We start from the raw sequence: 23,008 nt of genomic DNA on the forward strand, positions 1-23,008 counted from the left end.
GCGTCCACCTCGGCGACCACCGAGTTCAGCCGGGACAGGATCCAGCGGTCCGCCGCCGACAGCCGGGACGGCTCCGGCAGCGGCCCGTCCACCGTCGCGCCGTTCATCAGCGCGAAGCGCGTCGCGTTCCAGATCTTATTGGCGAAGTTCCGGGACCCCTGGACCCAGTCCTCACCGATCGGGACGTCCACCCCCGGGTTGGCGCCGCGCGCGAGCGTGAAGCGCAGGGCGTCGGACCCGTACTTGTCCATCCAGTCCAGCGGGTTGACCGCGTTGCCGAAGGACTTCGACATCTTCTTGCCGAACTGGTCACGGACCATGCCGTGCAGGGCGATGGTGTGGAACGGCGGCGTCCCGTCCATCGCGTACAGCCCGAACATCATCATCCTGGCGACCCAGAAGAAGAGGATGTCGTAGCCGGTGACCAGGACGGAGTTCGGATAGAACTTCGCGAGCGACTCGGTCCGCTCGGGCCAGCCGAGGGTGGAGAAGGGCCACAGCCCGGACGAGAACCAGGTGTCGAGGACGTCGGTGTCCTGGTGCCAGCCCGCACCGGTGGGCGGCTCGTCGTCGGGGCCGACGCAGACCGTCTCGCCGTTCGGCCCGTACCAGACGGGGATGCGGTGGCCCCACCACAACTGGCGCGAGATGCACCAGTCATGGAGATTGTCGACCCAGTCGAAGTACCGCTTCTCCATCTCCTGGGGGTGGATCTTGACCCGGCCGTCACGGACCGCGTCCCCGGCGGCCTTGGCCAGCGGGCCGACCTTGACCCACCACTGCATGGACAGCCGGGGCTCGATGGTGGTCTTGCAGCGCGAGCAGTGGCCGACGGAGTGGGTGTAGGGCCGCTTCTCGGCGACGATCCGGCCCTCGGCGCGCAGCGCGGCGACGATCGCGGAGCGGGCCTCCAGCCGGTCCAGGCCCTGGAAGGGGCCGGGGACGGTGATGACGGCGTGCTCGTCCATCACGGTGATGGCGGGCAGGTCGTGCCGCTGGCCGATCTCGAAGTCGTTGGGGTCGTGGGCCGGGGTGACCTTGACGGCACCCGTGCCGAACGCCGGGTCGACGTGCTCGTCGGCGACGACGGGGATCGAGCGGTCGGTGAGCGGGAGCCGGATCAGCTTGCCGATCAGCTGCGCGTACCGCTCGTCCGAGGGGTGCACGGCGACGGCGGTGTCGCCGAGCATGGTCTCGGCGCGGGTGGTGGCGACGACGATGGAGTCGTCCCCCTCGCCGTACTTCATGGAGACGAGTTCGCCCTCGTCGTCCTGGTACTCGACCTCGATGTCGGAGATCGCGGTCAGACAGCGCGGACACCAGTTGATGATGCGCTCGGCGCGGTAGATCAGCTCGTCGTCGTAGAGCCGCTTGAAGATGGTCTGGACGGCCTGGGAGAGCCCCTCGTCCATGGTGAAGCGCTCACGGGTCCAGGCGACGCCGTCGCCGAGGCGGCGCATCTGGCCGGAGATCTGGCCGCCGGACTCGCCCTTCCACCGCCAGACCCGCTCGACGAACGCCTCCCGCCCGAGGTCGTGCCGGGACTTGCCCTCCTTGCCCAGCTCACGCTCGACCACGTTCTGGGTGGCGATGCCGGCGTGGTCCATGCCGGGCTGCCACAGCGTCTCGAAGCCCTGCATCCGCTTACGGCGGGTCAGTGCGTCGATGAGGGTGTGCTCGAAGGCGTGCCCGAGGTGCAGACTGCCCGTGACGTTCGGCGGCGGGATGACGACCGTGAACGGCGGCTTGTCGCTCTTCTCGTCCGCCTCGAAGTAACCCCGCTCCACCCAGCGCTCGTACAGCGGCCCCTCTACGTCGGCCGGCGCGTACTGGGTCGGCAGTTCGGTGTGGGGCGCTGTGGGCTGCTGCTGAGCGTTCTCGGTCACCCGGTCAGTTTAGGGGTGTCACGGCCCCGTCCCGAAACAGGATTCCTTTGTAACGGTGCGTACCCCGATGGCCTGCGATTCCTGTGCCTGGTCCAGGATGTCAGGAACACATAAGCATCTGGAGGGGAACACAGAAATGAGCTACAACCAGCCGGGCCCGTACGGCGGGCAGCCCCAGCAGCCCGGTCCGTACGGCGGACAGGGCCCCTACGGCCAGCCGCCGCAGGCACCCCAGCCCGGCCCTGGCCAGCCGCCGCAGGCACCCCAGCCCGGCTACGGCCACCCTCAGCAGCCGCCGGCCCCGCCGCAGCAGCCCCAGCCGGGGTACGGCTATCCGCAGCAGCCCGGTTACGGGTACCCGCAGCAGCCGGGCGTCCCCCCGCAGCAGCCCCCGTACGGCGGCGCTCCGCTCCCCCCGCCCCCGTCCGGCGGCAAGAAGAAGACGGGCCTGATCATCGGCGCGGTGGCGGTGGTGGCGGCGATCGGCGTCGGCGCGTACTTCCTGGTCGGCGGCGGCTCGGGCGCGGGGGGCCTGGAGGATGACGGGCCGCACAAGCTGAGCGCTCCGGCCGCGGTGCTGTCGGACAAGTACGACCGCTTCGGCGACGCCGCCGAGGAGAAGGCCAGCGCGAGCGACGCCGAGGACCTGAAGAAGGCCGGCATCACCGATCCCACGTCGGTCAGCGCCGTCTACTCGACCGTGGACCTGGCCGCCATCGAGGACCCGAGCCAGATGGAGGACGCCGAGAGCCTCACCTTCTTCGGCGTCTACGGCACCATCGAGGACCCGCAGGCCGCGCTCGACACCACCTTCGCGGAGATGGCGAAGGAGTCCGGCGAGGACATCAAGTTCGTCGGTGACGCGCAGTCCGTGACACCGGACAGCCTGGACGGCGCGGTGATGAAGTGCCAGGAGGCCCAGTCCGTCAACCCGCTCACCGAGCAGGAGCAGACGACGTATCTGTGCATCTGGGCGGACCACAGCACGATGGGCGTGGTCGAACCGACGTCCGGCGCCAAGACGTACACCCTGGACGAGGCCGCGAAGCTGGTGGCCGACCTCCGCAGCGAGGTCCGCGTCAAGAAGTGATGACGGCGGCCGTCGAGAAGTGACGGCGGCCCAAGAAGTGACGACGGCCTGAGTCCCGGGGACCTGGGTCCCGGATACGAGAAAGGCGCCCGGCGGGCTTCGCCGGGCGCCTTCTCGTACGTTCGAATCGGCTAGGCCGACTTCTGCTCGCCCGGCCCGCGGCCTCGCGAATCCCGGGGGATCAGCGTCGGGTTGACGTTGGAGAGGACCACGTCGGCGGTGATGACGACGCGGGCCACGTCCTTGCGGGAGGGGACCTCGTACATGACCGCCTGGAGGACTTCCTCCATGATGGCGCGCAGGCCGCGCGCGCCGGTCTGGCGGAGGATGGCCTGGTCGGCGATGGCTTCGAGGGCCTCGCGCTCGAAGTCCAGCTCCACGCCGTCGAGTTCGAAGAGCCGCTGGTACTGCTTGACCAGGGCGTTGCGGGGCTCGACCAGGATCTGGAGGAGGGCCTCGCGGTCCAGGTTGTGGACCGAGGTGATGACGGGGAGGCGGCCGATGAACTCGGGGATCATGCCGAACTTGACCAGGTCCTCCGGCATGACGTCCTCGAACCGGTCCTTGGCCGCCAGCTCCCGCTTGGAGTGGATCGTCGCGCCGAAGCCGATGCCCTTGGCGCCCGCCCGGGACTCGATGAGCTTCTCCAGGCCCGCGAAGGCGCCGCCCACGATGAACAGCACGTTCGTGGTGTCGATCTGGATGAACTCCTGGTGCGGGTGCTTGCGGCCGCCCTGCGGCGGGACCGAGGCCGTGGTGCCCTCCAGGATCTTCAGCAGGGCCTGCTGCACGCCCTCGCCGCTGACGTCCCGGGTGATCGACGGGTTCTCGCTCTTGCGCGCGACCTTGTCGATCTCGTCGATGTAGATGATCCCGGTCTCGGCCTTCTTGACGTCGTAGTCGGCCGCCTGGATCAGCTTCAGCAGGATGTTCTCGACGTCCTCGCCGACATAGCCCGCCTCGGTCAGCGCGGTGGCGTCGGCGATGGCGAACGGCACATTGAGCATGCGCGCCAGGGTCTGGGCCAGGAGGGTCTTGCCGGAGCCCGTCGGGCCCAGCAGCAGGATGTTGGACTTCGCCAACTCGATGGCGTCGTCACGCCCTTGGGCGCCGCCGTGCTCTCCGGCCTGCACGCGCTTGTAGTGGTTGTACACCGCGACCGAGAGTGCCTTCTTGGCCGGCTCCTGACCCACGACGTATCCCTCGAGGAACTCGTAGATCTCGCGCGGCTTGGGCAGCTCCTCCCAGCGCACCTCGCTGGTCTCCGCCAGCTCTTCCTCGATGATCTCGTTGCAGAGATCGATGCACTCGTCGCAGATGTACACACCGGGGCCTGCGATGAGCTTCTTGACCTGCTTCTGGCTCTTGCCGCAGAACGAGCACTTGAGCAGATCGCCGCCGTCACCGATGCGTGCCACGGTGTGCTTCCCCTTCGCCTGGGAGCGCGACTGGACGCTTTCGAGTCCAGCGACTCCTGGTGCTGCCTTATGTCGACGGTACCTTGCCGGGCCCCCCGTTCGGGCCCCCCTTGGCGCGGTTCACTTTGGCGTGCACCTTGTCGGGCACCGGGGTGAACCATGCCAAGGGGCGGCAGACGATACTCCCCGGGCGCCCGTTCCGCTCGCCCCGGGGGTCCGCCGGCCGTGCTAGCGCACGGAGGCGTTGTTCATCTTCCGGGTGGAGATGATCTGATCGATGAGGCCGTACGCCAGCGCGTCGTCGGCCGTGAGGATCTTGTCGCGCTCGATGTCGTCGCGGATCTTCTCGATCGGCGTGGTGGAGTGCTTGGCCAGCATGTCCTCCAGCTGGGCCCGCATCCGCAGGATTTCGTTCGCGGCGATCTCCAGGTCCGAGACCTGGCCGCGGCCGGTCTCGCTGTACGGCTGGTGGATCAGCACGCGCGCGTTGGGCAGGGCCATCCGCTTGCCCGCGGTGCCGGCGGCGAGCAGCACGGCCGCGGCGGAGGCCGCCTGGCCCATGCACACCGTCTGGACGTCCGGCTTCACGAACTGCATGGTGTCGTAGATCGCGGTCAGCGCGGTGAAGGAGCCACCGGGGCTGTTGATGTAGATCGAGATGTCCCGGTCCGGGTCCATCGACTCCAGGCACAGCAGCTGCGCCATGACGTCATTGGCGGAGGCGTCGTCGATCTGCACCCCGAGGAAGATCACCCGCTCCTCGAAGAGCTTCGCGTACGGGTCGTACTCACGGACGCCCTGGGAGGTGCGCTCGACGAAGCGCGGGATGACATAGCGGGACTCGGCCGTCGGGCCGGTGTACTCGGCGTGCGTACGGTCGTAGAGGCGGGCGCCGGGGAAATCGTTCACTGTCTCTCTCCTAGGAGCTGTGGCGGTCGGCCGGGGCTGTGCTCGGGTGCCCTCAGGCGCCCGTGCCGCCGCCGCCCGGCATTCCGGCGGCCGTCGCGATCACGTCGTCGATGAGGCCGTACTGCTTGGCCTCGAAGGCGTCGAACCAGCGGTCACGGTCCGAGTCGTGCGTGATCTGCTCGACGCTCTGTCCGGTGTGCTGGGAGGTCAGCTCCGCCATGCGCTTCTTGGTGTGCAGCAGCCGCTCGGCGTGGATCTTGATGTCCGAGGCCGAGCCGGCCAGACCGGCGGAGGGCTGGTGGATCAGGATCTCGGCGTTCGGCAGCGCGAAGCGCTTGCCCGGGGTGCCCGCGCTCAGCAGGAACTGGCCCATGGACGCCGCGAGACCCATGGCGATGGTCACCACGTCGTTCTTGATGTACTGCATGGTGTCGTAGATCGCCATGCCGGCCGTGATCGAGCCGCCGGGGCTGTTGACGTAGAGGTAGATGTCCTTGTCCGGGTCGGCGGCAAGGAGCAGCAGCTGTGCGGTGATCTTGTTCGCGATGTCGTCGTCCACCGGCTGGCCGAGGAAGATGATCCGCTCGTTGAGCAGCCGGCTGTAGACCTGGTCACCGAGGCCACCGCCGATGGAAGGCTCGGCGGCGGAGGGCATCAGATTCGTCACGTATCCACCTGCTCGTCTTGCGACGGCACCGGGCCGTCTTAACGTTCGCCGTATTCATGGACCCTAACGCGGCAGCGCTTCCGGGGAATCCCGGATCAGGGGGTGTTCGCGGGGGGCGTAGTCAGCCGCGAACACCGGGAGGACCCGCCTCGCACCCGCGGGGTCCGGGGGCGGGCCCGGCCCGGCCCGTGAGACAAGAAGGCCCCGGGTGGTTCGCTCACCCAGGGCCCTCTTCCGTGCTGCTTACGCCTTGTCGTCGCCCTTGGCGGCGTCCTCGGCCTCGGCGGCGGCGTCGGCGGTCTCGGTGTCACCGTCCGTGACCTCGGCGACCGCTTCCGTGGCCGACTCGGTCTCGTCCTCGTCGTCCAGGTCGATGACCTCGCCGTTGGTGTCCTTGACCGTGGCGGCCTCCACGACGACCGCGAGGGCCTTGCCGCGGGCGACCTCGCCGACCAGGAGCGGGACCTGGCCCTGCTCCACGACGGCCTGCGCGAACTGGTCCGGGGACATGCCGGAGGAGGCGGCGCGGCGCATCAGGTGCTCGGTCAGCTCGTCCTGGCTGACGTTGAGCTTCTCCGTCTTGACCAGCTCGTCCAGGACGAACTGGGTCTTGATGCCCTTGACCGCGGCGTCGTGGGTCTCGGTCTCGAACTCCTCGGCGGTCTTGCCCTGGAGCTCCAGGTATTTGTCGAGGGTGAGGCCCATCTGGCCGAGCTGGTGGTGCTCCAGGTTGTGCTTGCGGGTGTTGACCTCGTCCTCAAGAAGCTTTTCGGGGACGGGGATCTCGACCAGTTCCAGGAGCTTCTCCAGGACGCGCTCCTGCGCCTGGGTGGCCTGGTCGAACTGCTTCATGTTCTCCAGGCGCTTGCGGCTGTCCGCCTTCAGCTCGTCCAGGGTGTCGAACTCGGAGGCGAGCTGCGCGAAGTCGTCGTCCAGCTCGGGCAGTTCCCGGGCGGCGACCTGGCTGACCTTGACGGTGACCTCGGCCTCCTGGCCGGCCGCCGAGCCGCCCTTCAGCTCGGAGGTGAAGGTGGCCTCGCCACCCGCCTCCAGGCCGGTCACGGCGTCGTCGATGCCTTCGAGCAGTTCGCCGGAGCCGATGGTGTAGGAGACACCGCTCGCGATGCCGTCCTCCAGGATCTCGCCCTCGACCTTGGCCTCCAGGTCGATCGTGACGACATCGCCGTCCTCGGCGGGCCGCTCGACCGGGGCGGTGGACGCGAACCGCTCACGCAGCTGCTCCACCGACGTGGCGATGTCCTCGTCGGTGACCTCGACCGGGTCGACCTCGACCTCGATGCCGGAGTAGTCCGGGATCGTGATGACCGGGCGGATGTCGACCTCGGCGGTGAAGTTCAGCGTCTCGCCGTCCTTCAGCTCCGTGATGTCGACCTCGGGCTGGCCCAGGACGTTCAGCTCGGCCTCGTTGACCGCCTCGGTGTAGAACTTCGGCAGCGCGTCGTTGACGGCCTCCTCCAGCACGGCGCCACGGCCGAAGCGCTGGTCGATGACCCGGGCGGGAATCTTGCCCTTGCGGAAACCCTTCACCGAGACCTGCTGGTTGATCTTCTTGTACGCCGCGTCGAGGCTGTCCTTGAGCTCCTCGAAGGGCACCTCGACAGTGAGACGAACCCGGGTCGGGTTCAGGTTCTCAACGGCGCTCTTCACGGTTCGGTCTCCTTGTGGCTGACTTCTTGGTTGATGCCGGGGCCAGACAGGTCCGACACATTCGCCGCCCAAAGGCTTCGGTGAGGAGAGACACGGGCGGGCAGCTTGCATAGTAACCGCAGGCGGCGAACGCCCCAAAAGGCGATCACGTGAGGTGACCGTGGCAGGTGGCGGAGTACGCCGGAGTACGTGGTCGGGGTGGCGGGATTTGAACCCACGGCCTTCCGCTCCCAAAGCGGACGCGCTACCAAGCTGCGCCACACCCCGTCTGGTGCGACACGTAGGGTACATGCCCACACGCTGTGCGACCGCCGCATTTGCGGTGCGTCCCCCGGGTGGCGGCGGGAGCACGCGGTGGCGTGCGGCGAGAGGGTGTGACCCGCTACGATGCATCCGGTGCCGCGGTCCTTGGACGCGCGGTGTCTGTACGCGGGCGTAGCTCAATGGTAGAGCCCCAGTCTTCCAAACTGGCTACGCGGGTTCGATTCCCGTCGCCCGCTCCGTCCGGTCAGGGCCAGGTCAGAGGTTGTTCCTCACCTGGTCCTGATCTTTTTCCCGGGGCGTGGCCCTCGATGGCGTCAGAAACTGGCATCAGAAACTGATCGAGTTGATCGTCTCGGCTATCGAATCGAGGAACCTGTTGATCGACGGGGCCATGCCCGTCGAGGCCAGGAAGAAGCCGAAGAGTATGGCGACGATGGCGGGGCCCGCCTTGATCGAACCGCCGCGGATCAGCACCACCAGAATGATCGCCAACAGCAGCACCACTGACAGTGAAATGGCCACAACTGATCACAACCCTCGGTCGGTCCGCTCTCCCGGCCGGGTTGCGACCGCGCATCCCCGCCAGAACCATCGTGCCACCAACCCGGCCCGGATATGCGATCCGTGACGCAACGTCGGTCACAGTGGCATGGTCATGTCCCGCGGTACGGCGTCCGCCGTGGCAGCCGGTGAGGGGAATTCACGGAGCGCTCCCGGCAGGAAATCGGACCGGATCGAACCGTTTCCGCATCACGTTTGGCATCACGTTTTGGCACCACGTCTCACTCAGCGTTTCGCCCAGCGTTTCACCCCGTGTTTTCAACGGAATTGAGGGATGTTCAGGCCAACGGGGACGGGCCCTTCCGGTCGGCGACGCGAGCGGATTCGGCATCCTCTGCCGGTCGCCCTGGGGGTGGGCATGCCGGCGACGCTCTCCCCCGGGATCGGTTCGACCCGGCGTGGCCGCGCCGGGCGCTCGGCGAGATCTTCGTCACAACTGTCGCCGGTGGAGGGGCCGAAGGGCGTGTCCGGGCCGTCCTCTCACTCCGTCGGCGTGCTGCCGGTGAGGCCCAGGAGGGTGCGCATATGCGCGTATTTCTGGGTCAGGCGGGTGCGGGTCGCCTCGTCCAGGGCCGCGAGCCGGGCCGGGTCGGCGTTGTGCGCGAGGTCCGCCCGCTTCACCAGGAGCGCGCCGGGCGTGCCGAGGATCCGGGCCGCGTACGCCTCCGGCGGCTCCCCGGCCCGCTTGGTCACCGCCAGCACGATGTCCTTCGTACGGCGGCTCAGCGCGGCCCGGGCCAGCCATCGCTCGGACAGGGCGGCGTCCTCGACCGCGTCGTGCAGCCAGGCCGCCGCGATCTGGTCGGCGTCGCCGCCCCGGCGCCGTACCCCCTCCGCGACCGCACGGAGGTGCTCGGTGTAGGGGCGGCCGGCCTTGTCGCGCTGTCCCTCGTGGGCCGTGCGGGCCAGCGCCTCCACCTCGGGGAGGGTCAGCGCGGTCGCGGCCGTGTCGGCGTCGGTCATCCGCCCAGTGTCCCAGCGGGCGTCGGCGCCCCGCCAGGACGCCGCCCGTGTCTCAGTGGGGCGGGGCAGGCGGCTGGAGGGCCGGGCCGCCGCCCTCGCGGCTGATCAGCAGCAGGGCCCGGTCGTCGTTGACGTCCTTGGCGACCGCCTCGATGAGATGCCAGGCGGCGCCGTGGAAGCCGCCGGCGACATAGCGGTCGGCCTCGCCGGTCAGCCGGTCGATGCCCTCCACGATGTCCCGTTCGGCGGTCTCCACCAGGCCGTCCGTGAAGAGCATGAGCACATCGCCGGGGCGCAGGGAGCCCTTCACCGGGTCGAACAGGGCGCCCTCGTACACCCCGAGCAGGGGGCCGTCGGCCGCCTTCTCCTCCCAGCGTCCGCTGCCCGCGCTCAGCTGGAGGCCCGGGGGATGGCCCGCGTTGTACAGCTCGTAGTCGCCGGAGTCGAGGTCCAGGACGAGGTGGATGGAGGTGGCGAAGCCCTCGTCCCAGTCCTGGCGGAGCAGATAGCCGTTGGCGGCGGGGAGGAAGGCGTGCGGGGGCAGGGAGCCGAGCAGGCCGCCGAAGGCGCCGGACAGCAGCAGGGCGCGGGAGCCCGCGTCCATGCCCTTGCCGGAGACGTCGGTGAGGACGACCTCCAGGGTCCGGCCGCCGTTGGTGCGGGCGGCGACCACGAAGTCGCCGGAGAAGGACTGGCCGCCGGCCGGGCGCAGCGCCATCTCGCGGTGCCAGCCCGCCGGGAGCTTGGGCAGCCGGCTCTGGGTGCGGATGCGTTCGCGCAGGTCGAAGAGCATGGTGCCGCCGCGCCGCCAGGGCACGCCGACCCGGCTGCGGAACTGTGCGATCAGCAGCCCGAAGAATCCGCAGGCCGCGACCACGAGGACCACACCCGGAGTGACCCGGGCGGGGCCCTCGGTGTACGGGCCGAGCTGCACGGACTCCACGATCAGCGCGGTGGCCGCGCCCGCGTAGAGGCCGAGCAGGCTGGCGGGGCGCAGCAGCAGACCGCCCGCCACGATCGGCAGGACCAGGGCGGCCGGGGAGAACCACACCGGATTGGCGAGGGTCATGACGGTGATCACGGGGATGGTGATCAGCAGACCGACGAGGGCGATCCAGTCGGAGCCGTCGCCGCGGAAGTAGTCCACGGCACTTCTGCGCAGGCCGACGCGGGCCCGGTGCCACTGGATCTTCAACCGGGCCGGGAACGTCTCGGCCTCCGCGCGCCGCTCTCGTCCTGCTGCCATTAGTTCGGGACCCTATCCATCGGACCGGCCGCCCGGCACGGGAGGTCCCACTTGTCCCCCGTCCGAGGCTCGACTCCACAGTGAACTTCACGGAAAGCCGCCGCGCCGCCTCCCGGGGAAAATTCCCTCGCTCGTCCGGCAATGCCCTGGTAGGCATGGATTCATGGCAAGTGAGACGACGGCTGACGCGAACGACCCTGTCGGCGCCCCTGAGAGCGTGGCGCATCTTCGGGTGCTGCACAAGGAGGACTGGGACGGGTGGTACGACACCCTGACCCGGGCCTTCGGCGGGGTGCCGGAGGCGCCCGAGGAACGGGAGATGTGGAACACCCTCACCGAGGAGGAACGTTCCATCGGGGCCTGGGACGGTGACCGGTGTGTCGGCACGGCCGGGGCCTTCGGTTTCCGGCTGACCGTGCCGGGCGGGGCCCCGGTGCGGGCGGCGGGCGTGACCATGGTGAGCGTGGCGGGCACCCACCGGCGGCGCGGGGTGCTGACGTCGATGATGGCCCGGCAGCTGGCGGACGTACGGTCCTGGGGCTGGCCGCTGGCCGTGCTCACGGCCTCCGAGCCGGTGATCTACGGCCGGTTCGGGTACGGCATCGGGACGTACGGGATGAATCTGACGGCCCAGACCCGCCGGGTGCGGCTGTCGGTGCCGCCCGGTACGGACGACGTAGGGCTGCGGTACGCGGCGCCGGGCGAGGTGCTGGAGGCGTGCGAGGCGGTGTACGCGCGCCGGGTGCCGGAGCGGGCGGGGATGGTGGCCCGGCTGCCGCACTGGGAGCGGGTCGCGCTGCTCGACCCGGAGAGCGAGCGCGGGGGCGGCTCACCGCTCCAGTGCGTGGTCGCCGAGCGGGGCGGCGAGATCGTCGGGTACACCCGGTTCCGGGTGAAGCCGCAGTGGGAGGTGACGGGGCCGGACGGCACCGTGGAGCTGCGGGACGTGGAGGCGCTGGATCCGGCGGCGTACGCGGCGCTGTGGCGGTTCCTGTTCGACATCGACCTCACGTCGACGCTGGTGGCGTACGGGCGTCCGGTGGACGATCCGCTGCTGCATCTGGTGTCGGACGTACGGCGGCTGGGCGTGCGGGTGCGGGACGCGCTGCATGTGCGGCTGGTGGACGTGGGGGCGGCGCTCGCGGCGCGGACGTATCAGGCGCCGGTGGATGCGGTGCTGGACGTCGAGGACGCCTTCTGCCCGTGGAACAGCGGGCGCTGGCGGCTGAGCGGTGACACCGCGGGGGCGTCCTGCGAGCGGACCACCGACGCCGCCGATCTCGCGCTGTCGGTACAGGAGCTGGGGTCGGCGTATCTCGGCGGGGTGTCGCTGGCGTCGCTGGCCGGGGCCGGGCGGGTGCGGGAGCTGCGCGCCGGGGCGCTGGCGCCGGTTTCGGCGGGGTTCGGGCCGGGCGGGGCGGCGCCGTGGCTGCCGCACGGGTTCTGAGTCCGGGCGGGTCCTGTGACGGGGTGCCGGTCCGCGGTCAGCGGGACTGGCAGGCCGGGCACCAGAAGAGGTTGCGGGCGGCGAGGCCGGCGGTGCGGATCTCGCCGCCGCACAGGTGGCAGGGCAGGTGCGCCCGGCGGTAGACGTACACCTCGCCGCCGTGGTCGTCCACGCGCGGGGGGCGGCCCATCGCCTGAGGGGTGTGCTCCGGGCGGACGGTGTCGATGCGGTTGTTCCGGACGCCCTCGCGCATCAGGGCGACCAGGTCCGCCCAGATCGCCTCCCACTCGGCGGGCGTGAGGTCCCTGCCCGCGCGGTACGGGTCGATGCCGTGCCGGAAGAGGACCTCGGCGCGGTAGACGTTGCCGACGCCCGCGATGATCTTCTGGTCCATGAGGAGGGCGGCGACCGTCGTACGGCTGCGGGAGATCCGCCGGTACGCGGCCGCCGGGTCGGCGTCCGGGCGCAGCGGGTCGGGGCCGAGGCGGGCGTGTACGGCGTCCTTCTCGGCGTCGGTGATCAGCGCGCAGGTCGTGGGGCCGCGCAGGTCGACATAGGCGGTGTCGTTCACCAGGCGCAGGCGGACGGTGTCGGTGGGCGGGGGCGCGGGGGCGTCCCCGATCGTGACCTTTCCGAACAGACCGAGATGGATGTGCACCCAGTCGGTCTCGTGGAACCCCAGGAACAGATGCTTGCCGTGCGCCTCGGCCGTGTCCATCGGTGTGCCGTCCAGCAGGGCGGCGGCGTCGCTGAACTTTCCCTGCGGGCTGCTGACACGGACGGGGCGCCCGGCGAAGAGCGCCCCGTAGTCCTGGGCCAGCCGGTGGATGGTGTGCCCTTCCGGCAAGGTGCCGTCTCCTTCTCCCTACCGGTTTCCTCCGGCGTTCCTCCGGTCGTTCCTCCCGGCGGCGGGTCAGCCCTGGGGGTGATGTGCCGGGATCGGGGGCAGTTCGCCCTTCGTCTCGTACGTCGCCAGCATGTCGATGCGGCGGACATGGCGTTCGTCGCCGGAGAAGGGTGTGCCGAGGAAGGTCTCGACGAAGCGGGTGGCCTCGGCCTCGGTGTGCATCCGGGCGCCTACGGCCACGACGTTGGCGTTGTTGTGCTGGCGGCCCAGCGACGCCGTCTCCTCGCTCCAGGCGAGCGCCGCGCGGACGCCCTTGACCTTGTTCGCGGCGATCTGCTCGCCGTTGCCGGAGCCGCCGATGACGATGCCGAGGGCGTCGGGGTCCGCGGCCGTGCGTTCGGCTGCGCGCAGGCAGAAGGGGGGGTAGTCGTCCTGGGCGTCGTAGATGTGCGGCCCGCAGTCCACGGGCTCGTGGCCCGCCGACTTGAGCCATTCGACGAGGTGGTTCTTGAGTTCGTAGCCCGCATGGTCGGAGCCGAGGTACACGCGCATGGGAGGAGTGTGGCATGCCGGGCCCTTTGGGGGTGGGGCGGGGCGCGGGCGCGGGTGCCGGGCCAGGAGGACAGGGCGGCTTTCCCGCTCATGTGGCTGGTCGCGCAGTTCCCCGCGCCCCTGCTTGCCTGCGTTCAGGCTCCCGGCGGTCTCAGGGCTTGCCTGCGTTCAGGCTCCCGGCGGTCTCAGTTCTTCTTGGTTAGCTTCCATGCTGCGGGGAGTGCGCCCATGGCCAGGGCTGCCTTCAGGGCGTCGCCCAGGAGGAAGGGGGTCAGGCCCGCTGCGATGGCGGCCGTCAGGGACAGGTTGGCGGCCAGGGCCAGGTACGGGACGCCTATGGCGTAGATGATCGCCTCGCCCAGGAGCATCGCCCCCGCCATCCGCAGCGGCGAGCGGTCGGCGCCGCGGCGGGCCAGGGCGCCTACCGCCGTGGCGGCGAGCAGCATGCCGATGACGTAGCCGAAGGACGGGGCGGAGACTCCGTGGCCGCCCTCGGCGAACCACGGGACGCCCGCCATGCCGACCAGCGCGTACAGCGCGAGGGAGAGGAAGCCGCGGCGGGCGCCGAGGGCCGTGCCGACGAGCAGCGCGGCGAAGGTCTGGCCGGTCACCGGGACCGGGGAGCCGGGCACCGGCACCGCGATCTGGGCCGCGATACCGGTGAGGGCGGCGCCGCCGGTCACGAGCACGAGGTCGCGGACACGGGAGGCGGGGAGCAGATCGGCGAGCACCAGGCCCGGACGGGCGGTGGTGGCGGTGGAGGCGGCGGTGGCCATGGGGACTCCGCGGGGAGAAGGACAGTTCAGGACATCGCGACGCTATCCCAGCGGTGAAGTGCCGATCACCGTCAGCCGTCGACAAAGGGAGCGGGAGCCTCTTGGTGCCCTCCGCACAAAGAATGTGGGCTACACCTGGATCGACGTGATGCCGGTCACTGAGGTGAGGACGGTCCGGTCACAGGAGGGGGGTGGGCCGACGGCTGTTGGATTCCTCCAACGCGGGATCGCGGCGCAGGAGGCGGCGACCGGCGTGGTCCGCACCCCGGCCACCCTTCTGCTGCTAACGTGCAGTTGCAAGGCTTGTGCAATAAGACTCACCCACGTCCTGCCTCGTGATCGTCTTCTCACCCTTCACCAGGCAGGCGGATGAAAGAAGACCCCCGCGAGGACGTGACTCGCGGGGGTTTTCCATGGGGGCTACAGGTTGCTGAAGTCGGGGCCCTGGGTGCGGGAGCGCTTGATCTCGTAGAAGCCGGGGACGGACGCCACCGCGAGGGTGCCGTCCCACAGGCGGGCCGCCTCCTCGCCCTGCGGGGCGGGGGTGACGACCGGGCCGAAGAAGGCGACCTCGGTGCCGTCGGGGCCGGGGACCGAGATCACCGGGGTGCCGACCTCCTGGCCCACCTTGTCGATGCCCTGCTGGTGGGAGGCGCGCAGCTCGGTGTCGTAGGTGTCCTTGTCGGCGTGGGCGATCAGATCGGCGGGCAGCCCGGCATCGGCGATGGCGGCGGCGATGCTCTCGCGGTTCACCCCGAGGCCCTGGTTGTGGAAGCGGGTGCCGAGCGCGGTGTACAGACGGCCGACGACCTCGTCCCCGTACAGCTGCTGGGCGGCGATCACCACTCGGACCGGGGTCCAGGTGCTGCCGCCGGGGCGCATGTTCTCGGCGTACTGCTCGGGCAGTTCGTCCAGGCGGTCCTCGTTGAGCACCGCGAGGCTCATCACGTGCCAGCGGACCTCGATGTCACGGACCTTCTCCACTTCGAGGACCCAGCGGGAGGTCATCCAGGCCCAGGGGCACACGGGGTCGAACCAGAAGTCGACAGGGGTCCTGGGCGCGGGCGACGTGGTCTCGGACATGGCTCTCCCTAGGAAAGGTGGTCTTCACCGGCGGCAACACCGCCTCCCACCACCACATTCCCGGGTGCCGCCGGTCAGGGGCACATGACAGGATCGGCCTGACCGGATATCGCCCAGCTGCCGAGGAGTGCCGCCCGTGCCCGGTGAGAATCTGACCCGCGACGAGGCCCGGGAGCGGGCCGCCCTGCTGTCCGTCGACGGGTACGAGGTGTCGCTCGACCTGCGCTCGGCGCTCGGCGAGCACACCGGCGAGGGTCCGCGGACCTTCCGGTCGGTGACCACGATCCGCTTCCGCTGCGCCGAGCCGGGGGCGGGCAGTTTCGCGGATCTGATCGCCCCGGCCGTCACCTCCGTCTCCCTCAACGGCCGGGATCTCGACCCCAGCGAGGTCTTCGACGGCACCCGCATCACGCTGGAGGACCTCGCCGCCGAGAACGAACTGGTCGTGGACGCCCGGTGCGCGTACTCCCGTACGGGTGAGGGGCTGCACCGGTTCGTGGACCCGGAGGACGGCGAGGTGTACCTGTACACCCAGTACGAACCGGCCGACTCGCGCCGGGTCTTCGCCAACTTCGAGCAGCCGGACCTCAAGGGCCCCTTCCGCTTCGAGGTGCGGGCGCCACAGGGATGGACGGTGTGGAGCAACGGCGCCGGGACGCTCACCGACGGGGTGTGGCGGTTCGCGGAGACCCGGCCGATCTCCACGTACATCACGTGTGTGGTGGCGGGTCCCTATCACTATGTGACGGAGTCGTACGAGAGGGTGTTCGAGGACGGCAGCCGGCTGGAGATTCCGCTGGGCGCGATGTGCCGCAAGGGGCTGGCGCCCTACTTCGACTCCGACGACGTCTTCCTGGTCACCAAGCAGGGCCTGGACTTCTTCCACGACCACTTCGACTACCCGTACCCCTTCGGGAAGTACGACCAGGCGTTCGTGCCGGAGTACAACCTCGGCGCGATGGAGAACCCAGGGCTGGTGACCTTCCGTGAGGAGTACATCTTCCGGGGGAAGGTGACCCGGGCGTCCTACGAGGGACGGGCCAACGTCATCCTGCACGAGATGGCGCACATGTGGTTCGGCGACCTGGTCACCATGGAGTGGTGGGACGACCTGTGGCTCAAGGAGTCCTTCGCGGACTTCATGGGCGCGTTCTCGCTGGTCGGCGCGACCCGGTTCACGGACGGCTGGATCACCTTCGCCAACCGGCGCAAGGCGTGGGCGTACCGCGCCGACCAGCTCCCCTCCACCCACCCGGTCACCGCCGACATCCGCGACCTCCAGGACGCCAAGCTCAACTTCGACGGCATCACCTACGCCAAGGGCGCCTCCGTGCTCAAGCAACTGGTGGCGTACGTCGGTCAGGACGCGTTCCTGGAGGGCGCGCGGCGCTACTTCAAGCGGCACGCGTACGGCAACACCCGCCTGGGTGATCTGCTGTCGGTGCTGGAGGAGACCAGCGGCCGGGACATGGGCGCCTGGTCGGCGGCCTGGCTCCAGACGGCCGGGGTCAACTCGCTGACCCCGCAGACGCTGCTGTCCCCCGACGGGCGGATCTCGGAACTGGCGGTGCTCCAGGAGGCGCCCGAGTCGCATCCCCGGCTGCGCCCGCACCGGGTGGCGATCGGCCTGTACCGGCGCACGGACGGGGGCGCGCTGGAGCGGTACGCGCGCGCCGAGGTGGACGTGGACGGCCCGCGTACGGTCGTCGGGGAGCTGGCGGGCGCGCAGGCGCCGGATCTGGTGCTGGTCAACGACGACGATCTGACGTACTGCAAGATCCGCTTCGACGAGACGTCGCTGGCGACCCTGCGCGAGTGGCTGGGCACGATGACGGACCCGCTGGCGCGGGCGCTGTGCTGGACCGCGCTGTGGAACCTGACGCGGGACGCGCTGCTGCCGGCGCGGGAGTTCGTCGGCCTGGTGCTGCGGTTCGCGGGGCGGGAGAGCGACATCGGTGTGCTGCTGATGCTGCACGCCTGGGCGCAGTCGGCGCTCGTGCACTACGCGGCGCCCGGGTGGCGGGCCGAGGGCGGGGAGCTGTTCGCGCGGGGCGCGCTGCGGGAGCTGCGGCAGGCCGGGCCGGGCAGCGAGCACCAGTTGGCGTGGGCGCGGTGTTTCGCGGCGGTCGCCTCCGGCGGGGACGAGCTGCGGTTGCTGCGGGGGCTGCTGGAGGGTACCGAGAAGGTCGACGGGCTGGAGGTCGACCAGGAGCTGCGGTGGGCGTTCCTGGAGCCGCTGACCGTGCACGGGGTGACCGGCGAGCGGGAGCTGTCCGCCGAGCTGGCGCGGGACGACACGGCGTCCGGCAAGCGTCACCAGGTGCGGTGCCTGGCCGCGCGGCCGTCGGCCGCCGTCAAGGCGCAGGCGTGGGCGCTGGTCGTGGAGTCCGACGCGCTGTCCAACGCGCTGGTGGAGGCGACGATCGCGGGGTTCGAGCAGCCGGCTCAGCGGGAGTTGCTCGCGCCGTATGCCGAGAAGTACTTCGCCGCGATCGAGGGTGTGTGGGAGGCGCGGTCCATTCAGATCGGGGTGGATGTGGTGCGGGGGTTGTTCCCTTCGCTGGTGGACGGTGAGGGGGCGCTGGCCGCTGCGGATGGGTGGCTTGCCTCGCATGCCTCGGCTGCGCCTGCGTTGCGGCGGCTGGTGATCGAGGCTCGGGATGATCTGGCTCGGGGGTTGCGGGGGCAGGTTTGTGACGGGGGTGTGGGCGGGGGCCGGGAGGGGTGAATCGGTTGGCGGCCGGGTGCGGGTGAGTGGGGGCTGGTCGCGCCCACGCGGCGGAGCCGCATATCGATACAGCCCCGCGCCCCTAAGGGCGTAGCCGACGGCCGCGTTGCCCTGTGAACGGACGACGGGCTTTCGATATCCGAACATTCGTCCCTTAGTGCCTTGTTGTTCTGGTTTGTCGACGGGGTTGTAACAGGGGTTCGGGAGGGGGGTGGGGGTGGGAATCTCGGGGGCATGAACCACGACATTCCCCTCTCCCCCCGTACTCCCGGCGCTCCCGGCACCCCGCTCACCTCCCGTCCGCCGGGGCGGTTGGACGCCTCGTGGCGGCGGGTGCTCACGGCGGGGCAGTTGCGGGCGCACGGGGTTTCCGCCGGTGAGGTCGGTGAGCAGTGCCGGGCCGGTGGGGCCTGGCGGCAGCTGCTTCCCGGGGTCTTTCTGCTGCATGCCGGGGCGCCGACCAGCGAGGAGCGCCTGCACGCGGTGCTGATGTACGCCTCGCGCGGGGACGCCGCCCCGGCGGTACCGGCCCAGCCGGGCGCCGGGCAGCCGCAGCCGCCGGCCTACTCCGAGGCGATGATCACCGGGCTCGCGGCGCTCAATCTGCACGGGTTCACCTCGGCGCCGCCGCTGCCGGCGCTGGAGCGCCTCGATGTCCTGGTGTCCCGGATGCGGCGGCTGCGCTCGACGGGTTGCGCGCGGATCGTCCGTACCGCCGCGCTGCCCACGCCCGAGCAGCGCACCGGGCTGCCGGTCGCGCCCGTGCCGCGCGCCCTGGCGGACGCGGTGGCGCAGCTGACGGACGCGGAGTCGGTACGGCGGCTGCTGACCGAGGCGGTGCGCGGCGGGTACTGCGAGCCGGGGGCGGTGGTACGGGAGCTGAACCAGGCCAAGCTGCTGGGCCGGCCGCATGTGGTGGACGCGGTGGACTCGCTGCTGGCGGAGGGGCGGGTGATCGCCGAGGAGCGGCTGTACCGGATGGTCCGGGAGTACGGACTGCCCGACCCGCTGTGGAACGTGGACCTGCGGCTGCCCGGCGGCCCCCGGCTCGGCGGGCTCGACGCCTACTGGCCCGAGCAGTCCGTCGCGCTGGAGCTGGACACCCGGGCCCCGCGGCACGGCGATCCGCAGGACGAGGACGCGCTGTGGGCGGAGTACGCCCGTAAGCGCGAGCATCTGGAGCGGCTCGGGATCACCGTCGTCCACCTCACGCCGCGCAAGCTGCGGGACACGATGGAGCAGCAGGCGGCGGTGGTGCGGACGGCGTTGATGACCGCCGGGGAGCGGGAACCGGCGGCGTATGTGGTGGTACTGCCCAGATGACGTGATGGCGGGGCGAAGGGGTGGTGCCGGTCGCGGCCCGGGGTGGATGCCCGGGACGTGACCGGCGCCGGTCACGTAAAGGCGTTGTGCCTTCGGTCAGTCGCCGCAGAACTCGGCGTCGATGATGGCCTGGGAGTCGCCGGTCCAGTCGGCATTGAGGTTGAGGGCGAGGCTGTGCTTGCCGTCGGTGGTGGTGACGGACTCGGAGGAGGAGCCGTGGATGCCGCCGCCGTGGCCCCAGACGGTGATCCCGCAGGACAGCTCCTGCTTGATCAGGCCGAGCCCGTAGGTGGCGTTGGGGATGCCGGGGGCGAGGACCGTGGTCTTCATCGCCTTGAGCTGCTCGGGCGGGAGCAGCTTGCCGCGCAGCAGGGCGCTCATGAAGCGGTTGAGGTCGTTGTTGTCGGAGACCATCTCACCGGCCGCGCCGGCCGCGGACGGGTTGAAGACGGTGACGTCGTAGGAAGGGCCGTCGTCGGTCTCGGCGAGCTTGGAGTAGGCGCGGCTGTGCGGGGTGCCGAGGGTGGGGCGGCCCGCCGGGACGAAGGTGTCGTCCAGGCCGAGGGGCTCGATGATGCGGTCCTCGATCGCGTCGCCGTAGGGGCTGCCGGTGATCTTCTCGATGACCATTCCGGCGAGGATGTAGTTGGTGTTGGAGTAGCTCCAGGAGGTGCCGGGGGCGAAGGTGGGCTCGTGCCGCATGGCCACGGCCACGAGTTCCTCGGGGGCGTAGGTGCGGAAGCGGTTCTGGTCGAAGCCCTCCTTGAGGAAGATCTCGCGGGCGAAGGTGTCGTCCGAGGTGTAGTTGAAGATTCCGCTGGTGTGGTTGAGGAGCTGACGGACGGTGATGTCGCGGCCGTCATGGCCGTTGCCGCTGACCAGGCCGGGCAGCCAGCTGTCGACCGTGTCGTCCAGGGACAGCTCGCCCTCGGCCTCCAGCTGGAGCAGGACGGTCGCCACGAAGGTCTTGGTGATGCTGCCGATGCGGTAGCGGTCGTCGGCGGAGCGCGGGGCGCCGGTCGTCAGGTTGCCGACGCCCTCGGTGGCCCCCCAGGTGCCCTGGGTGTCACGCGCGGTGGCCGTCACGCCGGGCACTCCGTCCTTGACGGCTGCGCGCATCGTGTCGCGGGTCGCGTCGTGGCCGTGGTCCTTGCCGGCCGGCACCGCGAACGCGGGCACCGTCAGGGCCAGCGACAGCGCCGCCGCGGTCGCCGCCACCAGGGTCGCCCGTGCACGTACGGTCATGTCGTTCCCCCTTCTCGCCCGCGCGCCGTCGCGGCGGGCCCTGTTCGGTCGGGGGCGAAGACCTGACGGGTTTCGTGAAGGTTGCTCGCCCTTGGGCCGGTTGAGTGACTTTCGGCCGACCTTCACGGCTTCCTGAGCACCAGTTCGGTGTTGCGGTCCCGCGCGCTGCCGTTCAGATCCGTCCGGGCGCCCGCCGCGTTGCAGGACAACTCGCGGTACAGGGCGGCCAGCCCGGTCTGGGAGAGGTCGGCGAAGTCGGTGCGGTGCGGGGCCGCGGACTCGACCAGGGTGGTGAACAGCGACAGCGTGCCGTCCTGGTTGTCGGCCAGTTCCACGACCCGTGCGTGGTGCGGGAAGTCTACGTGCGACGCGGTGGAGATCTCCCAGAAGGAGTGGCCGTCGGGGCCGGGGTGCGCGGTGATGGCGTTGCGGTGGATGTGGCCGTTCACCCAGGCGACCACATTGCGGTGCCGGTTGAGCAGGCCGACGACCTCGGCGCCATGGTGGCGGCGCTCGCCGGGGCGGGCCGGGTCGGGGCGCGGGTTGTCCAGGGACTCGCTGGTGTGGTGGCTGAAGACGATCGCGTACGAGTCGCTGTTCTCGCGCAGGGTGCGGTCGAGCCAGTTCAGCTGGGCGGTGCCGAGGGAGCCCTCGTAGTGGCCGCCGGGGTCGGTGGTGTCCAGGCTGATGCCGATGACGTCGTCGGCGGCCCGGAAGGAGTAGTACTGCGTCTTCGCCTCGACGTTGGCCGTGGAGTAGCCGTGCCCGGCCGGGCCCATGCCGGTGTACTTCGGGTCGAGGTGGGCCTGGAGGTACTCGGCGGTGGTGAAGGGGGCGCGGCGCGGGTCCGGGGTGACGGGGCGCAGATCGCGGGTGTGCGCGGTGAGCAGGTCGCGGAACCGGGTGCCGATCGGGTCCTTGGCCCCCCGGATGACGTCCTGGAGCTTCTTGGACTCGGCCGCGGGCAGCTCCATCAGTTTCCGGCCGCCGGTGGCGAAGTCGCGGAGGTAGGGGTCGCCGTGGCCGTAGCAGCCGAGCGGGAGGGAGTCGTGGTTGCCGACGGTGGAGTACCAGGGCAGGTTCAGACCGGGGCTGTTCACCTCGCGCCGGGCGGCGGTGAGGAAACCTTCCAGTTGCGGGAAGCCGCGCTGTTTGTCGGCGTCGCGGACGGGGGCGGCGGGCTGCCAGTACTGGGTGAGGCCGCTGTTCATGACGCCCTCGTAGCGGCGCGGGTCACCGGAGTCGGGGGTGATCCGGCCGCCGCTCATGACCGTCAGGAACCATTCCAGTTCGGTGCCGCAGTTGTTGTCCGTGTTGTCGCCGGTGGTGACGGCGAAGTGCAGCGGGGCGCCGGTGACGGGGGCGCCCCGCAGTGCGTTGATCCGCTCCACCAGGGAGACGGCGCCCTGCACGGTCAGTGCCTCCTGCGGGCGCCAGGAGTGCACGTCGGCCGAGCGCAGGAACTCCAGGCGCAGCGGGTGCTGGACGTCGGTCAGATGCAGGTCGGTGAGCTGGACGAACGCGGCGAGCGGAACACGGCTGCGCTCCCTGCCGGAGCCGGCTTCGGCGAGGTCGTCGCGGACCACGCGCGGCCAGCCGGTGCCGTCGCCGAGCCGCCGGTAGCCGGTGCCGGGACCGGTGACGGTGACGGCGGCGGCGACGGTGTCGAGGGTGGTGCCCCGGGTGTACGGGGCGAGCGGCGCGGCCGGGGCCCGGCCGGAGACCGCGACGGGCGTCTGGGGCGCGGCGGCGCTCTGCGCGGCGGCCCGGCTGTCGGTGGGCCGCAGGGCGTAACCGGCGCCCGCGGACAGGGTCACCGCTCCGGCGGTGGCGAGGACGGCCCGGCGGTGGACGGGCAGCGCCGCGGCGGCTGATCCGGCGACAGAGCGTATGCGCGACATGGCGCGGTCTCCCCGAGTGCGAACGCGTCGGCAGTGGTCGCGGAAAGCCGCTCACGCGGACCTCCCGTCTCTCCTGGATGCTTGGCACCGGGAGTGGCCTGCGCGTTAACGAGACGACAACGCGCGACGCCGATCACCGTACGACGATCTGTGCGGGGCGCCCCGTCCGCCGGTCGCTCTTCCGGCGGCCGGGCGTCGGTCACTCTGCGTTCATCTGACGGGGTGGGGGGTGGGGGCGCCGGTCGCGCGCGGGGATCTTGACCGAGGGGTCGTGCGCGGCGGTCACGCACGGGGATCTTGACCGAGGGGTCGTGCGCGCCGGTCACGCACAGGGACCTCGACCAGGGACTCGTACGCGCCGGTCACGCACAGGCATCTCGACCAGGGACTCGTACGCGCCGGTCACGCACAGGCATCTCGACCAGGGACTCCGT

Annotated in this window: 18 protein-coding genes and 2 tRNA genes; 5 read left to right on the plus strand and 15 right to left on the minus strand. The window is 70.6% G+C overall.

The genetic code is table 11. The annotated features are described in order from the left end of the window. On the minus strand, window positions 1-1,886 hold a 1,886-nt coding region (locus tag ACFRFC_RS02040; protein ID WP_383112575.1), incomplete at its 3' end, for a valine--tRNA ligase. 136 nt (window positions 1,887-2,022) lie between these two features. On the opposite strand from ACFRFC_RS02040, the gene ACFRFC_RS02045 reads away from it, so the two are divergent. Then, on the plus strand, window positions 2,023-2,976 hold the full coding sequence (locus ACFRFC_RS02045) for a hypothetical protein (RefSeq protein WP_382688867.1): 954 nt from the start codon (window positions 2,023-2,025) through the stop codon (window positions 2,974-2,976). Window positions 2,977-3,107: 131 nt separating this feature from the next. Here ACFRFC_RS02045 and clpX read toward each other — a convergent pair whose 3' ends face one another. The 5 genes from clpX to ACFRFC_RS02070 form a co-directional block, all read right to left on the minus strand. Next, window positions 3,108-4,394: an ATP-dependent Clp protease ATP-binding subunit ClpX gene (gene clpX, locus ACFRFC_RS02050; protein WP_382688864.1), complete on the minus strand. Its 1,287-nt coding sequence runs from the start codon at window positions 4,392-4,394 to the stop codon at window positions 3,108-3,110. Between the two features lie 228 nt (window positions 4,395-4,622). Then, window positions 4,623-5,303 (minus strand): ATP-dependent Clp protease proteolytic subunit, encoded by a 681-nt coding sequence (locus ACFRFC_RS02055; protein WP_382688861.1) that lies wholly within the window; start codon window positions 5,301-5,303, stop codon window positions 4,623-4,625. Between the two features lie 52 nt (window positions 5,304-5,355). Further along, window positions 5,356-5,958 carry an ATP-dependent Clp protease proteolytic subunit gene (locus tag ACFRFC_RS02060; RefSeq protein ID WP_382689225.1) on the minus strand — a complete coding sequence of 201 codons (603 nt, stop codon included), beginning with the start codon at window positions 5,956-5,958 and terminating at the stop codon, window positions 5,356-5,358. A 255-nt stretch (window positions 5,959-6,213) separates the two neighbouring features. Further along, window positions 6,214-7,638 carry a trigger factor gene (gene tig, locus ACFRFC_RS02065; RefSeq protein ID WP_382688858.1) on the minus strand — a complete coding sequence of 475 codons (1,425 nt, stop codon included), beginning with the start codon at window positions 7,636-7,638 and terminating at the stop codon, window positions 6,214-6,216. Between the two features lie 190 nt (window positions 7,639-7,828). Continuing rightward, window positions 7,829-7,905: transfer RNA gene (locus ACFRFC_RS02070), tRNA-Pro, on the minus strand. Between the two features lie 162 nt (window positions 7,906-8,067). Between ACFRFC_RS02070 and ACFRFC_RS02075 the strand changes: the two genes are divergently transcribed. Beyond that, window positions 8,068-8,138: transfer RNA gene (locus ACFRFC_RS02075), tRNA-Gly, on the plus strand. A 91-nt stretch (window positions 8,139-8,229) separates the two neighbouring features. Here ACFRFC_RS02075 and ACFRFC_RS02080 read toward each other — a convergent pair. The 3 genes from ACFRFC_RS02080 to ACFRFC_RS02090 all read right to left on the minus strand — a co-directional run bounded on the left by ACFRFC_RS02080 (window position 8,230) and on the right by ACFRFC_RS02090 (window position 10,672). After that, window positions 8,230-8,424, minus strand: coding sequence for a hypothetical protein (locus ACFRFC_RS02080; RefSeq protein WP_351140186.1), 195 nt, complete (start codon window positions 8,422-8,424; stop codon window positions 8,230-8,232). 519 nt (window positions 8,425-8,943) lie between these two features. Further along, window positions 8,944-9,426 carry an HD domain-containing protein gene (locus tag ACFRFC_RS02085; RefSeq protein WP_382688854.1) on the minus strand — a complete coding sequence of 161 codons (483 nt, stop codon included), beginning with the start codon at window positions 9,424-9,426 and terminating at the stop codon, window positions 8,944-8,946. A gap of 52 nt (window positions 9,427-9,478) precedes the next feature. Then, window positions 9,479-10,672, minus strand: coding sequence for a PP2C family protein-serine/threonine phosphatase (locus ACFRFC_RS02090; protein WP_382688851.1), 1,194 nt, complete (start codon window positions 10,670-10,672; stop codon window positions 9,479-9,481). A 163-nt stretch (window positions 10,673-10,835) separates the two neighbouring features. On the opposite strand from ACFRFC_RS02090, the gene ACFRFC_RS02095 reads away from it, so the two are divergent. Next, window positions 10,836-12,119, plus strand: a complete 1,284-nt coding sequence (locus ACFRFC_RS02095; RefSeq protein ID WP_382688848.1) for a GNAT family N-acetyltransferase — start codon at window positions 10,836-10,838, stop codon at window positions 12,117-12,119. A 37-nt stretch (window positions 12,120-12,156) separates the two neighbouring features. Here the strand turns inward: ACFRFC_RS02095 and ACFRFC_RS02100 are convergent, their stop codons facing one another. From ACFRFC_RS02100 to ACFRFC_RS02115, 4 genes are all read right to left on the minus strand, one after another. Beyond that, the gene (locus tag ACFRFC_RS02100) at window positions 12,157-12,966 is read right to left on the minus strand and encodes an Fpg/Nei family DNA glycosylase (RefSeq protein WP_382688845.1); all 810 of its coding nucleotides are present in this window, start codon (window positions 12,964-12,966) and stop codon (window positions 12,157-12,159) included. Window positions 12,967-13,032: 66 nt separating this feature from the next. Beyond that, on the minus strand, window positions 13,033-13,518 hold the full coding sequence (locus ACFRFC_RS02105; protein ID WP_382688842.1) for a ribose-5-phosphate isomerase: 486 nt from the start codon (window positions 13,516-13,518) through the stop codon (window positions 13,033-13,035). Between the two features lie 185 nt (window positions 13,519-13,703). Beyond that, entirely contained in the window at window positions 13,704-14,294 is a 591-nt protein-coding gene (locus tag ACFRFC_RS02110; protein ID WP_382688839.1) for a biotin transporter BioY, read from the minus strand. A gap of 420 nt (window positions 14,295-14,714) precedes the next feature. Further along, window positions 14,715-15,377, minus strand: coding sequence for a DsbA family protein (locus ACFRFC_RS02115; protein ID WP_382688836.1), 663 nt, complete (start codon window positions 15,375-15,377; stop codon window positions 14,715-14,717). Window positions 15,378-15,513: 136 nt separating this feature from the next. On the opposite strand from ACFRFC_RS02115, the gene pepN reads away from it, so the two are divergent. Both pepN and ACFRFC_RS02125 read left to right on the plus strand, forming a co-directional pair. Then, window positions 15,514-18,105, plus strand: coding sequence for an aminopeptidase N (gene pepN / locus ACFRFC_RS02120; RefSeq protein WP_382688833.1), 2,592 nt, complete (start codon window positions 15,514-15,516; stop codon window positions 18,103-18,105). Between the two features lie 234 nt (window positions 18,106-18,339). Then, window positions 18,340-19,428 (plus strand): hypothetical protein, encoded by a 1,089-nt coding sequence (locus ACFRFC_RS02125; protein WP_382688830.1) that lies wholly within the window; start codon window positions 18,340-18,342, stop codon window positions 19,426-19,428. Window positions 19,429-19,524: 96 nt separating this feature from the next. On the opposite strand, the gene ACFRFC_RS02130 is transcribed toward ACFRFC_RS02125, so the two are convergent. Continuing rightward, window positions 19,525-20,673: a serine hydrolase domain-containing protein gene (locus tag ACFRFC_RS02130; RefSeq protein WP_382688827.1), complete on the minus strand. Its 1,149-nt coding sequence runs from the start codon at window positions 20,671-20,673 to the stop codon at window positions 19,525-19,527. A gap of 122 nt (window positions 20,674-20,795) precedes the next feature. Continuing rightward, window positions 20,796-22,574: a TIGR03767 family metallophosphoesterase gene (locus ACFRFC_RS02135; protein WP_382688824.1), complete on the minus strand. Its 1,779-nt coding sequence runs from the start codon at window positions 22,572-22,574 to the stop codon at window positions 20,796-20,798. Between the last annotated feature and the right edge of the window lie 434 nt (window positions 22,575-23,008).

This window comes from Streptomyces sp. NPDC056734, assembly GCF_042790455.1.
Lineage (GTDB): Bacteria > Actinomycetota > Actinomycetes > Streptomycetales > Streptomycetaceae > Streptomyces.